At 72.3% G+C, this 15,517-nt stretch carries 12 protein-coding genes and 1 pseudogene; all 13 read left to right on the plus strand.

Annotated features, from left to right (window positions below):
* Positions 1-55: 55 nt before the first annotated feature.
* The 13 genes and pseudogenes from ACFRAL_RS03985 to ACFRAL_RS04045 all read left to right on the plus strand — a co-directional run bounded on the left by ACFRAL_RS03985 (position 56) and on the right by ACFRAL_RS04045 (position 15,374).
* A complete protein-coding gene (locus tag ACFRAL_RS03985) occupies positions 56-2,188 on the plus strand; it encodes a DEAD/DEAH box helicase (RefSeq protein ID WP_378879967.1) in 2,133 nt (710 codons plus the stop codon).
* Between the two features lie 190 nt (positions 2,189-2,378).
* Positions 2,379-3,239, plus strand: a complete 861-nt coding sequence (locus ACFRAL_RS03990; RefSeq protein ID WP_378879970.1) for a sulfurtransferase — start codon at positions 2,379-2,381, stop codon at positions 3,237-3,239.
* Positions 3,236-4,642 (plus strand): NtaA/DmoA family FMN-dependent monooxygenase, encoded by a 1,407-nt coding sequence (locus tag ACFRAL_RS03995; protein ID WP_336393672.1) that lies wholly within the window; start codon positions 3,236-3,238, stop codon positions 4,640-4,642. The genes ACFRAL_RS03990 and ACFRAL_RS03995 overlap by 4 nt, the downstream gene beginning before the upstream one ends.
* 145 nt (positions 4,643-4,787) lie before the next feature.
* Positions 4,788-6,431 (plus strand): TIGR04028 family ABC transporter substrate-binding protein, encoded by a 1,644-nt coding sequence (locus tag ACFRAL_RS04000; RefSeq protein ID WP_378879973.1) that lies wholly within the window; start codon positions 4,788-4,790, stop codon positions 6,429-6,431.
* An 18-nt stretch (positions 6,432-6,449) separates the two neighbouring features.
* Positions 6,450-7,427: an ABC transporter permease gene (locus ACFRAL_RS04005; protein WP_378879976.1), complete on the plus strand. Its 978-nt coding sequence runs from the start codon at positions 6,450-6,452 to the stop codon at positions 7,425-7,427.
* Positions 7,424-8,380 carry an ABC transporter permease gene (locus tag ACFRAL_RS04010; protein ID WP_378879979.1) on the plus strand — a complete coding sequence of 319 codons (957 nt, stop codon included), beginning with the start codon at positions 7,424-7,426 and terminating at the stop codon, positions 8,378-8,380. Before ACFRAL_RS04005 ends, ACFRAL_RS04010 begins: the two co-directional genes overlap by 4 nt.
* A complete protein-coding gene (locus ACFRAL_RS04015; RefSeq protein WP_378879982.1) occupies positions 8,377-10,014 on the plus strand; it encodes a dipeptide ABC transporter ATP-binding protein in 1,638 nt (545 codons plus the stop codon). The genes ACFRAL_RS04010 and ACFRAL_RS04015 overlap by 4 nt, the downstream gene beginning before the upstream one ends.
* Positions 10,011-11,078 carry a putative FMN-dependent luciferase-like monooxygenase gene (locus ACFRAL_RS04020; RefSeq protein ID WP_378879984.1) on the plus strand — a complete coding sequence of 356 codons (1,068 nt, stop codon included), beginning with the start codon at positions 10,011-10,013 and terminating at the stop codon, positions 11,076-11,078. Before ACFRAL_RS04015 ends, ACFRAL_RS04020 begins: the two co-directional genes overlap by 4 nt.
* A complete protein-coding gene (locus ACFRAL_RS04025) occupies positions 11,075-11,683 on the plus strand; it encodes a CMD domain protein (RefSeq protein ID WP_378879986.1) in 609 nt (202 codons plus the stop codon). Before ACFRAL_RS04020 ends, ACFRAL_RS04025 begins: the two co-directional genes overlap by 4 nt.
* On the plus strand, positions 11,680-12,306 hold the full coding sequence (locus ACFRAL_RS04030) for an alkylhydroperoxidase domain protein (RefSeq protein ID WP_378879988.1): 627 nt from the start codon (positions 11,680-11,682) through the stop codon (positions 12,304-12,306). Before ACFRAL_RS04025 ends, ACFRAL_RS04030 begins: the two co-directional genes overlap by 4 nt.
* Positions 12,303-12,986 (plus strand): FMN reductase, encoded by a 684-nt coding sequence (gene msuE, locus ACFRAL_RS04035; protein WP_378879990.1) that lies wholly within the window; start codon positions 12,303-12,305, stop codon positions 12,984-12,986. Before ACFRAL_RS04030 ends, msuE begins: the two co-directional genes overlap by 4 nt.
* Before the next feature lie 205 nt (positions 12,987-13,191).
* Positions 13,192-14,199, plus strand: a pseudogene (locus ACFRAL_RS04040) (pyridoxal-phosphate dependent enzyme); the annotation flags it as partial.
* 14 nt (positions 14,200-14,213) lie between these two features.
* Entirely contained in the window at positions 14,214-15,374 is a 1,161-nt protein-coding gene (locus tag ACFRAL_RS04045; RefSeq protein WP_378879993.1) for a cystathionine gamma-synthase, read from the plus strand.
* Positions 15,375-15,517: the final 143 nt, after the last annotated feature.

Below are 15,517 nucleotides of genomic sequence, written 5' to 3' on the forward strand. Positions count from 1 at the left end.
GCGCGCGCGGACGCGTCTGGGAGACGTGTCAGGAGCATGGGGCAGGGTGGAACCCGTGACACCGACGACGACCACCCGTGCCGAGGCCCTCGACGTGCTGAGGGCGCTGGTGGGGCGGGACGACGCCGACTTCCACGAGGGCCAGTTCGAGGCGATCGAGGCGCTCGTCGACGACCGGCGCCGCGCGCTCGTGGTCCAGCGCACCGGCTGGGGCAAGTCGGCGGTGTACTTCGTGGCGACGCTGCTGCTGCGCCGACGGGGTGCGGGGCCGACCGTGCTCGTGTCTCCGCTCCTGGCCCTCATGCGCGACCAGATCGCGGCGGCCGCCCGGGCAGGGGTCCGCGCGGTGAAGATCGACTCGACGAACGCGCACGAGTGGGGCGATGTGCTCGCGCAGCTCGACCACGACGAGGTGGACGTGCTGCTCGTCTCGCCGGAGCGGCTCAACAACCCTTCGTTCCGAGACGAGCAGCTTCCGCAGCTCGTCGACCGCATCGGCCTGCTGGTCGTCGACGAGGCCCACTGCATCAGCGACTGGGGCCACGACTTCCGCCCCGACTACCGCCGCCTGCGCGAGCTCATCGCGCGCATGCCCGACGGGGTCCCCGTGCTGGCGACGACCGCGACGGCCAACAGCCGCGTGGTCGCCGACGTCGCCGAGCAGCTCGACGCGGGTGCGCACCGCGACGGGCCGGCGGGGGATGCCGGACCAGGCGTGCTCACGATCCGCGGGCCGCTGGCCCGCGCGTCGCTGCGGCTGGGCGTGCTGCGCCTGCCCGACTCGCCGAGCCGCCTCGCCTGGCTCATCAGCCACCTCGGCGACCTGCCCGGCTCTGGCATCATCTACACCCTCACGGTCGCCGCCGCGAACGACACGGCGCGACTGCTGGGCGAGCGGGGCCACGACGTGCGCGCCTACACCGGACAGACCGACACCGACGAGCGGGAAGAGTCCGAGGCACTCCTGAAAGACAACCGGGTGAAGGCCCTCGTGGCCACCAGCGCGCTGGGGATGGGGTTCGACAAGCCCGACCTCGGCTTCGTCGTGCATCTGGGCGCCCCGTCGTCGCCGGTGTCGTACTACCAGCAGGTCGGGCGCGCCGGCCGTGCGACCGAGTCGGCCGACGTGCTGCTGCTCCCGGGAACCGAGGACCGCGAGATCTGGCACTACTTCGCCACGGCGTCGATGCCCGACCGGGAGCGGGCCGAGCGGGTGCTGGCGGCGCTCGCCGACGCCGCGGGGCCGCTCTCGACGCCCGCGCTCGAGGCCGTCGTCGACATCCGCCGCACGCCGCTCGAGCTGCTGCTGAAGGTGCTCGACGTCGACGGAGCCGTCGCCCGGGTGCGGGGCGGCTGGATCGCCACCGGCGAGCCGTGGACCTACGACGAGGACCGCTACCGGCGCATCGCCGCCGAGCGGGTCGCCGAGCAGCAGCACATGATCGAGTACGAGGAGTCGCGCGGCTGCCGCATGGAGTTCCTGCAGCGCTCGCTCGACGACGACACCGCCGCCCCGTGCGGTCGCTGCGACAACTGCGCCGGCGCGTGGTTTCCGACCGAGATCGCGACGGGGGCGACGGATGCCGCCGCGGCCGCGCTCGATCGCGTCGGCGTGCCGATAGAGCCCCGGCGGCAGTGGCCGACGGGCGCCGACCGGCTCGGAGTCGCGGTGAAGGGCCGGATCCCTTCGGAGGAGCAGGCAGCCGAGGGACGCGCGCTCGCTCGCCTCACCGACCTCGGCTGGGGCGGCGCGCTGCGCGACCTCTTCGCCGTCGGCGCCGGGGACGCGCCGGTGCCCCCGAACGTGCTGCAGGCCTGCGTCCGCGTGCTCGCGGAGTGGGGCTGGGACCGCCGGCCCGTGGCCGTCGTGGCGATGCCGTCGCGGTCGAAGCCGCAGCTGGTGGACTCGCTCGCCCGCGGCATCGCCGAGATCGGGCGGCTGCCGTTCCTCGGCGCCCTCGACCTCGTGGACGGCGGCCCGACGGGCCGGCCGGGCGGCAACAGCGCATTCCGGGTGGCGGGCGTCTGGGGGCGCTTCTCCGCGGCGACTCTCGACCTTCCCGACGGGCCCGTGCTCCTCGTCGACGACCGCGTCGACAGCGGGTGGACCCTGACGATCGCCGCCCGCGAGCTGCGGCGGGCAGGCGCGGCCGAGGTGCTGCCCTTCGCCCTCGCGCTGCGCGGCTGACCCGCGCCCCCGTCGTCCACCATGATGTCGCGTACGACTCGCGGTGGTCGGAGCGCACGGAGCACCGCGATTCGATCGCGACACCGCGATTCAGCGCGCGGATGACCCCGTATGACGCCGCGTGTCGCCCTGTCGCGGCGTGTGTCGTCTCAGCGTTTCACCGAGTCGGGCGCCCGACCAGCATGAGCGCATGCCAACCCCACTCATCTCGCCGACCGACCTCGCCGATCTGATCCGCGGCGGCACCCCGCCGCGGATCCTCGACGTGCGCTGGCGCCTCGACCGGCCGGAGGGCCGCCCGGACTACCTCGACGGGCACCTGCCGGGCGCAGTCTACGTCGACCTCGACAACGAGCTCGCCCGCCGCGGCGACCCGCGTGAGGGGCGGCATCCGCTCCCGTCCCGCGAGCAGCTGCAGGCCGCTGCCCGGCGCTGGGGGATCCGCACCGGTGACACCGTCGTCGCGTACGACGACGTGCACTCGGTCGCGGCGGCCCGCGCCTGGTGGCTGCTGACCCGCTCCGGACTCGCCGACGTGCGTGTGCTCGATGGCGGGCTTCGCGGGTGGCTGGCGGAGCGGCTGCCGCTGGAGACCGGCGACGTGCTGCCGCGCCCGCCTGGCGATGTCGTTCTCGATGACATCAGCGACGGCTTCGCCGACATCGACGGCGTGGAGGAGTGGCCCGACCACGGCCTGCTGCTGGACGTCCGCGCGCCCGAGCGATACCGCGGCGACAGCGAGCCGCTGGACCCCGTCGGCGGTCACATCCCGGGCGCGGTGAACCTGCCGACGACCGTGCACCTGTCAGCCGGGAAGTTCCGCTCGGCCGAAGAGATCCGCGCCGAGTTCGCCGCCGCCGGGGTGCGCGACGGAGTCGCCGTCGCCGCCTACTGCGGCTCGGGCATCGCGGCGACCCACACGGCGCTGGCCGGGGTGATCGCGGGCATCGACGTCGTGGTGTATCCGGGGTCGTGGAGCCAGTGGTCGCGCGCGCGCGGCCGCCTCGCCGCCGTCGGCCCGGCGCCCTCGCTGGACGTGGTGCCGGTATGAGCGAGCCTCTCATCGTCGGCGCCATGGTGCGCACACTCGGCGCGTACCCGTCAGGCTGGCGCTACCCCGGCGCGCACAACGACCCGCAGTCGGATGCCGCGGTCCTGCGTCGCATCGCACGCCTGGGCGAGGACGCCGACCTCGACTACCTCTTCTTCGGCGACTGGCTCGCGACCGGACCCGACCTGGAGTTCCGCGACCCCTACCTGCTCGCACGCATCGATCCGCTGAGCGCCGTGCTGTACCTCGCCGGGGTCACCGAGCGCATCGGGCTCATCGCGACCGTCAACTCGACGTACGCAGATCCGTACGCAGCCGCTCGCGCGACGGCATCCCTCGACGTCCTCACCGGCGGTCGCGCCGGCGTCAACCTCGTCACAGGCGCCGAGCCGCGCGCCGCGGCGAACCACGGGCGCGACGCGCACGCCGACAACGAGTCGCGCTACGACCGCGCCGACGAGTTCGTCCACGCGCTGCGGCTGCTCTGGGAGTCGTGGGATGACGACGCGTGGCTCGCCGACACCGCTCGGGGCGTGCTCATCGACGCCGACCGGTTGCGCCCGGCCGCATTCTCGGGCGCGCACGTGCGAGTCGAGGGGCCGCTGAACGTCGCGCGCCCACCGCAAGGGCATCCGCCGATCGTCCACGCCGGCACTTCGCCGCGTTCACGTGCGCTGGCCGCGACCGAGGCCGACCTCGCGCTCATCGCCGCGGGAGAGCCGGCCGTGGCCGCGGCGACGCGAGCCGGGCTGCGGACGCTGGCGGAGGCATCCGGCCGTGATCCCGACGAGCTCAAGGTCATCGTCCCGGTGCTGCCGGTGGTGGCGGAGACGGATGCCGCGGCCCGCGCGATCGTCGACCGGCTGCTCCTGCTCGTCCCGATCGACGACGGCTTCTCCGGCTCCGACGGGCGGCCGGCGTTCCCATCGAACCGCTCGCTGGCATCGTTCCTCGACATCGCCTGTATCGACGCCGACGACGCCGTGCGCGAGGCATCCGTCGACGACGCGGTGCCACGGCGGGCCGCGGCCCGCTTCGCGGAGCCGGCGGCGCGGACGCTCGACATCGTGCGCGGGCGCACCGGCCGGAGCCTCGACGGTCCGTACCCGGTCACGTGGCGTCACCTCATCGCCGCGCACGCCGTGCCGGCCAACTTCGTCGTCGGCGGTGCCGGAGCGATCGCCGATCACTTCGAGCTGTGGCGCGACTCCGGCGCCGCGGACGGCTTCAATGTGCTGTCTGCCTTCCAGCCGTCGCAGTTCGAGTCCTTCACGTCCCTCGCCGTGCCGGAACTGCGGCGCCGGGGCCTCATCGGCCGTTCCGGGGCGACGCTTCGGGATCGCCTGGGGCTCGGTGCGCCCCGGCTCGCGCGGGCACCCGAACCCGCCGCCCTGCGTCGCTGAGCTCGCCGTATTACGTCCCGTGAACGTCGGTGACCCTCGTTTGCGCACGGTGAACAGCAGTGACAGCCCGATCGGCGGGCGACGGATGCCGCTCCCTAGCGTGGCCAGCACCCCTTCACCTCACCCGAATCACATTGGAGAACCCATGTCCCGTCCCGCATTGCGAATCGCCGCCGGGGCTGCCGCCCTGCTCGTCGCCGCGGCATCCCTGGTGGCGTGCGCGTCGCGGCAGCCCGCCTCGGAGGGCGCGGCGGCCGCAGCCGACGACCCCGTCCGCGGCGGCGCGCTCACCTACCTCGAGCACCAGACGTACACGAACCTCTACCCGCCGCAGGCGGGCTTCTACCCCAACGGCGGCATCGTGAACAACATCACGGCGCGCCTGACGTGGCAGAATCCCGAAACGCTCGAGATCGAGCCGTGGGTCGCGACGGAGTGGACGGTGAACGCCGACGCCACGGAGTACACGTTCGGGTTGCGCGACGATGTCACCTTCTCGGACGGGACTCCGCTCGACGCCGCCGCCGTCGCGAAGAACTTCGACACGTACGGTCTCGGCAACCCGACGCTGGGACTGACGGTCTCGGAGGCGATCAACAACTACGCCTCGAGCGAGGTCGTCGACGCCGACACCGTGACGTTCCGCTTCTCGGCGCCGGCGCCCGGCTTCCTCCAGGCGACGTCGACCATCAACTCCGGCCTGCTCTCGCCGACGACGCTGGATCGTTCGCTGGAGGAGCTCGGCGCCGGAAACGCCGTCGACATCGTGGGCTCGGGTCCCTTCGTGGTCACCGATGAGAAGCTGGGCACCGACCTCACACTCGAGGCACGCGAGGATTACGACTGGGCGCCGCCGAGCTTCGAGCACCAGGGCCGCGCGTACCTCGACGAGATCCACCTCATCGTCACGCCCGAGGACAGCGTGCGCATCGGCTCGCTGCTGTCGGGCCAGGCCGACTACATCCGGTACGTGCAGGCGTTCGACGAGGCGCGCGTCGAGTCGTCGGGCTTCGACCTGTACGCTCCGCAGACCCGTGGTGTGAACAACGGGCTGAGCCTGCGGTTCACCAACCCCCTGCTGAGCGACATCCGTGTTCGTCAGGCCCTCGTCGCCGGTGTCGACAGCCAGGAGGTCGTCGACACGATCTTCACGGGCAACTACCCGCGAGCCACGTCTGCACTGAGCTCGTCCGCTCTCGGATACAAGGACGAGTCGGACTTCTATGAGTACGACCCCGAGAAGGCAGAGGAGCTGCTCGACGAGGCCGGGTGGGAGCCGGGAGCCGACGGCATCCGCGAGAAGGACGGCCAGCGCCTGTCTCTGGACGTCTACGAGGCGAAGCCGCAGCCGCTGTCGAAGCAGACGCTCGAACTCGTCTCGCAGCAGCTGAAGAAGATCGGCGTCGAGCTCAACGTGAAGTCGGCGGATGCCGGCACGTACGCCGAGGACATCAAGGACCCGCTGAAGACCCCGCTCTACCACTCGATGGTCGGACGCGCGGACCTCGACGTCATCAAGAGCCAGTACTACACGAAGAACCGCAACACGCTGCTGTCGGACGATGCCGAGCTCGACCGCCTGCTCGAGGCCGTGGCCTCGACGCCCGACGCGGAGGCGCGGATCGCGGCGTCGCAGGCGGTGCAGGACCATCTCGCCGAGCAGGCGTACGTCATCCCGCTGTTCGAGGAGCCGCAGGTGTACGGCGCAGCACCGTACGTCCACGGGATCGAGTTCGAGTCGGTCGCGCGTCCGCTGTTCTACGACGTGTGGCTTGAAGAGCAGCAGTAGGACTCGGGAGCCGAACCCATGAGCTACGCGCTCCGACGCGCCGGGCAGGCCGCGATCGTGCTGATCGCGGCCTTCACGGCCACCTTCGTCCTGCTGCAGCTGCTGCCCGGCGACGCCGTCCTCATCAAGTACGACAATCCCGAGCTGGGACTGACGCCTGATCAGATCGCGTCCATCCGCACCGCGTACGGCGTCGACTCGCCGTGGTGGGAGCAGTACTGGGCCACCCTCACCGGATACGCGCAGGGGGACTTGGGATTCTCCACGCAGTACGGCACCGGGGTCCTGCAGCTCATCGGGGAGGCGCTCCCGCCGACGGTGGCCCTGGCGACGCTCGGGTTCGCGCTGGCCGCGGTGCTCGCGTTCGCGGTCGCGTTCCTCTCGACGCTGTCACCGTTCGCGTGGCTCCGCCAAGGGCTTCAAGCCCTCCCGGGGGTGTTCGTGGCGGTGCCGGTGTTCTGGCTCGGCATCCTGCTCATCCAGGTGTTCTCGTTCGGCCTCGGCTGGGTGCCCATCGTCGGCGCCGATCCGGTGGCGGGCCTCATCCTCCCGGTGGTCACGCTCGCGGTGCCCATCTCGGCGCCCCTGGCCCAGATCCTCGTGCGCAGCATCGATGAGGTGCAGCTGCAGCCGTTCGTCACCGTCGTGCGGGCGAAGGGCGCGTCGCCGTCCTGGGTGCTGTGGCGTTCGGTCGCACGCAACGCCCTGCTGCCGACGCTCACGATCGCCGGCGTGCTGTTCGGCGAGCTGATCGGCGGCGCGGTGGTCACCGAGACGGTGTTCGGACGACCCGGCATCGGGCGCGTGACGGAGCAGGCGGTCGCGAACCAGGACATCCCGGTGCTGCAGGGGATCGTCGTGCTCGCCGCGCTGACCTTCGTCGTCGTGAACCTCCTCGTCGACCTGCTCTACCCCGTGCTCGATCCCCGGCTGCGCAGCGGCAGACGCGCTGCCCGCAACCGGTCCCCCATCGCGTTGCAGGAGGCGACCGCATGAACGCGCAGACCACGACAGAGGTCACGGATGCCTCCACCGCCGCGATCGCGCGGGACGAGGCCTCCGGTGTGGTCCTCGATCCGGTCGCTCGCGATGCCGGGGCGCCCGACGGCCTGCCCGAGCGACGCGCGTCGGCCGCGCGGCTGTTCGCCCGCAGGCGGCGGCCGTCGTGGACGCTCGTCGCCGCGGTGGCGGTGATCCTCGTCGCGGTGCTGTGGGCGGTCGCGCCGTGGCTGTTCACGTCGCACGACCCGATCGTGGGAGTGCCTGCCGAGAAGCTGCTGCCGCCGAGCGCGGCGCACTGGTTCGGCACCGATGCGATCGGACGCGACGTCTACGCGCGCGTCGTCTACGGCGCGATCCATTCGCTGTCGGGGGCTCTCATCGCCGTCACGGTGGGGCTCGCGGCCGGCACGGTCATCGGCGTCGTCGCCGGGTCCGTCGGCGGCTGGGTGGATGACGTGCTGATGCGCCTTGTCGACGTGCTCCTGTCGATCCCCGGGCTGCTGCTCATGCTGTCGGTGATCATCCTGCTCGGATTCGGGACGGTCAACGCGGCCATCGCCGTCGGCGTCGTCAGCGTCGCGTCATTCGCACGAGTCTCCCGCTCCGAGGTCGTGCGCGTGCGCCGCACCGACTACGTCGAGGCCGCGTTCGGCAGCGGCGGGTCGTACGTCTCGGTGCTGCGCCGGCACGTGCTCCCGAATTCGACCACAGCCGTCGTCGGGCTCGGGGCCCTGCAGTTCGGCACCGCGATCCTCGCGATCTCGACGCTCGGCTTCCTCGGTTACGGCGCACCGCCGCCGACGCCGGAGTGGGGGCTGCTCATCGCGGAGGGACGCAACTACGTCGCCACCGCCTGGTGGCTCACCACCCTGCCGGGTCTTGTCGTGCTCGTTGTGGTGCTGAGCGCCAACCGCATCAGCCAGTCGATCGGAAGGGGAGCGCGATGAGCGTGCTCGACGTGCAGGATCTGCGCGTGTCGTATCAGACGCGGGCCGGACGCCGAGAGGTCGTCCACGGCGTGGACGTCTCGGTCGGCGAAGGGGAGGTGGTCGCACTCGTCGGCGAGTCCGGCTCGGGCAAGTCCACCACCGCTCACGCCCTCATCGGGCTGCTCCCAGAAGGTGGCCGCGTGGACGGCGGATCGATCTCGATCGGCGGTGTCGACATCACCGGATGGAGCCAGAAGCGGCTGCGCGCGGTGCGTGGCGCACAAGTGGGCCTGGTCCCGCAGGACCCGGTGTCGTCCCTCGACCCGGTGCGCCCGGTCGGCGTGCAGGTGGGCGAGATCCTCCGGCTTCACGGGGTGCGGGATGCCGCCACCCGCCGCGGCCGCGTGCTGGAGCTGCTCGACCGGGTCGGCCTCGACGACCCCGCGCTGCGGGCGCGTCAGCATCCTCACGAGCTGTCCGGCGGCATGCGGCAGCGGGTGCTCATCGCGACCGCGATCGCGCTGCGGCCGCGCCTGATCATCGCGGACGAGCCGACGAGCGCCCTCGACGCCACCGTGCAACGTCGCATCCTCGATCTCATCGACGATCTGCGGCGCGAGGAGGGCACGTCGGTGCTCCTCGTCACCCACGACCTCGGGGTCGCGGCGGACCGCGCGCAACGCATCGTGGTGCTCAATCACGGGCGCGTCGTCGAGCAGGGGCCGAGCGCCGGCATCCTGTCGTCTCCCGCTGTCCCCTATACGCGTCAGCTGCTCGCTGACGCGCCGTCCCTCGCGACCGGGGAGTTCCGGGGGCCGACGGCACCGCCGTTCCTGCGGGATGCTGCGGCCGCCGCAGCCGAGAACCCCTATGCCGTCGCAGCGGAGGGGCTGGTGAAGGACTTCGCCGTGCACGGGCGTGGACGCGAGCCGTTCCGCGCCGTGGACGACGTGTCGTTCCAGGTGCGCCGGGGCACGACCCACGCGCTGGTGGGGGAGTCGGGCTCCGGCAAGACGACGACGGCACGGCTGGTGACGCGGTTCCTGCATCCTGACGCCGGGCGCATCCAGCTCGACGGCGCAGACATCGCCGGCCTGAAGGGCGAAGAGCTTCGGCGACTGCGCCGGCGCGTGCAGCTGGTGTACCAGAACCCGTTCTCGTCACTGGACCCGCGGCAGAGCGTGGCGCAGATCGTGGCCGAGCCGCTGCACAACTTCCGGGAGGGCACGCGGCCCCAGCGGAGGGCGCGCGCCGCCGAGCTCATCGACCGCGTCTCGCTCCCCGCCGACGTGCTCGAGCGCACGCCGCGGGAGCTCTCGGGTGGACAGCGTCAGCGCGTCGCGATCGCCAGAGCACTCGCGATCCGCCCCGAGGTCGTCGTGCTCGACGAAGCCGTCTCTGCCCTCGACGTCACCGTCCAGGCGCGCATCCTCGAGCTGCTCGAATCGCTGCAGCAGGAACTCGGTCTCAGCTTCCTCTTCATCTCGCACGATCTCGCGGTGGTGCGTCGCATCAGCCACACGGTCTCGGTGATGCGCCGCGGGAGGGTGGTCGAGGCCGGCAGCACCGAGGACATATTCACCGCACCCGCCCATGACTACACGCGCGAGCTGCTGGCCGCCGTGCCCGGACGATCGGAGGTCGCGGCATGACCGTGTCGTCTCTCGCCTTCTTCACCCGCCTGCTCGACGACGCGCCCGCCTCCGAGCGATACCGCCTCGCCGCCGACCAGATCCGGCATGCCGAACGCTTCGGCATCGGGCGCGCATGGGTCGCGCAGCACCACTTCCGCGCGGCCGAGGGCGGCCTGCCGGCACCCCTCGTGTTCCTCGCCCACGTCGCCGCCGCGACGAGCGAGATCCGGCTCGGCACCGGCGTCATCACGCTGCCGCTCGAAGACCCGGTGCGCGTCGCCGAGGACGCCGTCGTGGCAGATCTGCTCTCCGGCGGGCGGATCGACCTCGGTCTCGGCAGCGGCGGCACCCCGTCGTCGTTCGCGCCCTTCGGTCAGGACGCGGCGGCCAAGGCCGCCGTCTACGACGCGAAGCTCGCGCTCCTGCTCGACGCACTCGCAGGGCGTGAGATCGGCGCGGGCAACAGGCTCTACCCCGATCCGAGCGCGGTGACACCGCCTACCGCCACACCCCTGTCTTCGCGCGTGTGGCAGGCGACGTTCTCCGCGGCGGGAGGCGCGCGCGCCGGCGTGCACGGCCACGGCCTGCTGCTGTCGCGCACGCAGCCTCGCGCGGCGGACGCCGTCGGCGCGACCCTCGCCGACCTGCAGCATCCGATCATCGACCGCTATCTCGACGCGCTCCCGACCGGCGCAGCGCCGCGGATCACGGCATCCCGCACCGCGTTCGTCGCCGACGACCGCGCCGACGCGGTGCGCTTTGCCGCGGTGGGGCTGCGCCGCGCGGCGGAGGGCTTCCGGCGCGCCGGACAGCACATCCCCGGCGACACGCTCGACGAGCTCATCGCCGCGACGGACACGCACCTCGGGACCCCCGAAGAGGTGGCCGCATCGCTTGCCACCGACACGACTCTCTCGCGGGCCACCGAGGTCGCCTTCCAGGTGCACTCGGTGGACGCCCCGCACGACTTCGTGCTGCGGTCGATCGAGCTGTTCGCCACCGAGGTCGCCCCCGCACTCGGCTGGAGAGCGCGCGAAGGAACCCTCGAACCACTCGGACGTCTCGGAAAGGAGACCCCATGACCACCGCGACCACCGACGTCGTCGACGGGCTCGTCGGCGTGCGCCGAGACGACGTGCTCGACGAGCTTCGCCGCAGGCGACCTGTCACGCGCGACCAGCTGCAGGCCAGCTACGACGCCCTCTTCGCACCGGTCGACGACAGAACGTTCGCCGTCGCCGACCGCGTGCTCGTCGCCGCGTTCGCGACGCGCTCCACGGCCGACGACGAGACGGCGCGCCACTACGCGGACGCCGCTCGCGACGCCGACTCCGAGCGTGCCGCGCTCGTCCTCGCCGAGGCATCCTTCGCCGCGACGGCAGGGCCGTTCGGTGCGTATCGCGAGGAGGGACTGCGGGGCGAGAGCAGCGAGGGCCGACGGTACGAGCCGTCCCCCGACACGCGCGACGTGCTCGGGGAGCGGCTCGCGGCCGCGCTCGCCCACACGCACCTGCTCACGTTCCGGCCACGTGAGGCGGATGCCGCCGATCACGCGCGTCTGCTCGAGGCGGGGTGGACCCCCGACGGGATCGTCACGCTGTCGCAGCTGGTGTCGTTCCTCGCGTTCCAGCAGCGCGTCGCCGCCGGGCTCCGCGCGATCGCCGCGACCCAGGAGGTCTCCGCATGACCGGCAGCACGACCGCATCAGCCGTCCTCGCCCACGATGCCGCGCACCCACACGCGTTCACGCGCGCGGAGGTGGGGTGGCTGCCGTGGCTCCAGCCGCTTCTCATCGAAGAGCTCACCCAGCGCCACTACGACGGTCTGGTCGACCGGCAGCGCGCCGGGAGCGACTACTTCCGGCTGCTGGCGCGCGACCCCGAGATCCTGCGTGCGCGCACGCTCGTCGACAAGGACATCTTCTACAACACGGCCGACGGGCTCCCGCGGGCCGAACGGGAACTCGCAGCCACCGCCGCTTCGCGGATCAACGGCTGCGTCTTCTGTGCCTCGGTGCACGCACGCTTCGCCGCCCACCACTCGAAAGCTCCCGAGCTGGTGGACCGCCTGCTCGCCGAGGGGATCGGCGCCGAGCTGGGCGAGCGCTGGGACGCCATCGTGGCGGCCGCCGCAGCGCTCACCGCGACGCCGCTCGCGTTCGACGTCGCTCACGTCGCGCGCCTGCGCGCCGCGGGCCTGGACGAGCTCGAGATCGCCGACGTCGTGCACGGCGCCGCGTTCTTCAACTGGGCGAACCGCCTGATGCTGTCGATCGGGCGTCCGGCCGCGCCGCCGGAGGAGAACTCGTGAGCACGTTCGACGCCCAGGCGACGCTCGCTGCTCCTCTCGGGGTCCGGGCGTGGCGCGATGCGGGGACACCGTCCGGGTCCACTGACCCCACGCCGGGTCCATCCGCGTCACGGCGGCTGCGTGTGGTCGGCGTCTCGGGCTCGCTGCAGGCACCGAGCCGGACGACGGCTCTGATCGGCGCGATCCTGGACGCCGTGGCGGAGCGGGTCCCTGCCGAGACCGAGCTGGTCGAGGTCGCAGCGCTGGGCCCCGGGTTCTCTGGCGCGCTGCGGCGCGCCGACGTCGCCACGGAGGTCGAGGCGGCGCTGCAGGCGATCGAGTCGGCCGATCTGCTGGTCGCGGCCAGCCCGGTGTACCGCGCCTCCTTCACCGGTCTCTTCAAGCATCTGTTCGACTTCGTCGGTCAGTACGGGCTCGTCGGCACGCCGGTGCTGCTCGGCGCCACCGGTGGGGGCGAGCGACACGCGCTCATGATCGAGCATCAGCTGCGCCCGCTGTTCGGCTTCTTCCAGGCGCTCACACTGCCGATGGGCGTGTACGCGTCGGATGCCGACTTCGCGGGCTACGAGCTCGTCGACCCCGCGGTGACCCGTCGCGTCGCACAGGCCGTCGACCGCTCCCTGCCGCTCATCGCGCAGGCCGCGCACGTCGGACGATCGGAGGACGTGAGGACCTGGTGACCCGGAACGGCCGACGGGTGCCGCGACCGGCGGGAGAGCGCCGGGTCGCGGCATCCGTCGCTTCCCGTCCGCCGTCGGACTAGACTCGTCCGCGTGTTGACCTGTCGGTGTTGTCGCCCCTGCTGTTGAAGCCCGTGCTTCACGCAGACCTCCGCGACCCCGATCACTCCCCGTGCACCCGCGCGGCAACACCGAGGACCTACCCGTGCGTTACGCCGAAAGCGTGGCCGACCTCGTCGGCAACACCCCTCTCGTCCGCCTGACCCGTGTCACCGACGGCATCGCCGCCACCGTGCTGGCGAAGGTCGAGTACTTCAATCCCGGCGGCTCCGCCAAGGACCGCATCGCGCGCCGCATCATCGACGCCGCCGAGCGCGACGGGCAGCTGCGGCCCGGCGGAACGATCGTCGAGCCCACCAGCGGCAACACCGGCGTGGGTCTCGCGCTTGTCGCCCTGCAGCGCGGATATCGCATGATCTTCGTCGTGCCCGACAAGTTCGCCGGCGCGAAGGTCGACGTGCTGCGGGCCTACGGCGCCGAGGTCGTCGTCACCGACACCAGCGTGCCGCCGGAGGACCCGCGCTCGTATTACAGCGTGTCGGACCGCCTCGTGCGCGAGATCCCGGGCGCCTTCAAGCCGAACCAGTTCGCCAACCCCAACGGGCCGCTCAGCCACTACGAGACGACCGGGCCCGAGATCTGGCGCGACACGGACGGCCGCGTGACGCACTTCGTCGCCGGGATCGGCACGGGAGGCACCATCACCGGTACCGGGCGGTACCTGCACGAGGTCTCGGGCGGGAGGGTCCGTGTCGTCGGCGCCGACCCCGAGGGCTCGATCTACTCCGGCGGCCCGATCCACGGCTACCTCGTCGAGGGCGTCGGCGAGGACTTCTGGCCCGACAGCTACGACCCCTCGGTCCCCGACGAGATCCACCGCATCCCCGACGCCGAGACGTTCGCGATGACGCGCCGCCTCGCCCGCGAGGAGGGGCTGCTCGTCGGCGGATCGAGCGGTATGGCCGTCGTGGCGGCGCTGCGCACGGCGCGCGGCCTTCCGGCCGACGCGGTCGTCGTCGTGCTGCTGCCCGACCATGGCCGCGGCTACCTCAAGCGCTTCTACGACGACGACTGGATGCGCGAGCACGGGTTCGACGTCGAGCCCGCGGCATCCGCTCTCGCCGACGACCGCACCACCGCCGAAGCCCCCCACGAAGGAGCGACCGAATGACCGATCACAATAGCGACGCCGGCTTCGAGACCCGCGCCGTGCACGCCGGCCAGGCGTTCGACCCGGCGACGGGCGCCGTCATCCCGCCCGTGCACTTCTCGACCACGTACGCCCAGGACGGCATCGGCGGGCTCCGCGGCGGCTACGAGTACGGCCGCAGCGGCAACCCGACGCGCACCGCCCTCGAGACGCAGCTCGCCGCACTCGAGGGGGGCGCGCACGCCCTGTCGTTCGCCTCGGGCCTCGCCGCCGAGGACGCGCTGCTGCGCGCCGCGCTCGAGCCCGGCGACGAGGTGCTGCTCGGCAGCGACGTCTACGGCGGCACGTATCGGCTCATCGCGCGCGTGCTGGGCGCGTGGGGCATCGGCGTGCGCGTCGTCGACATGAGCGACCTGGGCGCGGTGCGGGCGGCGCTCGAGGAGCGCCCCGCGCGCATCGTGTGGGTCGAGACCCCGAGCAACCCCCTGCTGCGCATCACCGACATCGCCGGGCTCGCGCGGCTGGGCCACGAGGCGGGTGCGCTCGTCGTGGTCGACAACACCTTCGCGTCGCCCGCGCTGCAGCAGCCGCTGTCGCTCGGCGCGGACGTGGTCGTGCACTCCACCACGAAGTACCTCGGCGGGCACTCCGACGTCGTCGGCGGCGCGCTCGTGCTGAACGACGACGCGCTGTACGAGCAGGCGAAGTTCCTGCAGTTCGCCGTGGGCGCCGTGTCGGGCCCGCTGGACGCGTGGCTCACGACCCGCGGCATCAAGACGCTGCCCCTTCGCATGCGGCGCCACAGCGAGAACGCGCACGCGATCGCCGAATTCCTCTCGGGCCACGGCGCGGTCGAGCGCGTGTACTACCCCGGCCTGCCCTCGCACCCCGGTCACGAGATCGCCGCGCGGCAGATGAGCGGGTTCGGCGGGATCGTCTCGGTGGCGCTGGCCGATGCCGCCTCCGCGCGCCGTCTCGCCGAGTCGACGCGCCTGTTCCAGCTGGCCGAGTCGCTCGGCGGGGTCGAGTCGCTGATGAACTACCCCGACGAGATGACGCACGCCTCGGTGCGCGGCACCGAGCTCGCCGTTCCTCCGGAGGTGGTGCGGCTCTCGGTCGGCATCGAGTCGATCGACGACCTCGTCGCCGACCTCGACCAGGCCCTCGACCGTCTCTGACGCCGCCCGCAGGCCGCCGCCGGCCGCGGCATCCGCGCGTATGCACCCCTGCCCAGTAACCACGATCTCGGCGAGTGACCACGTCACCGTCGCCGACAGCGTGGTCGTTCGACGACGTCGCGGTTGCTCGGCGGGCGCCGCGG

It is taken from the genome of Microbacterium sp. NPDC056736 (assembly GCF_042790415.1).
Classification (GTDB): Bacteria; Actinomycetota; Actinomycetes; order Actinomycetales; family Microbacteriaceae; genus Microbacterium.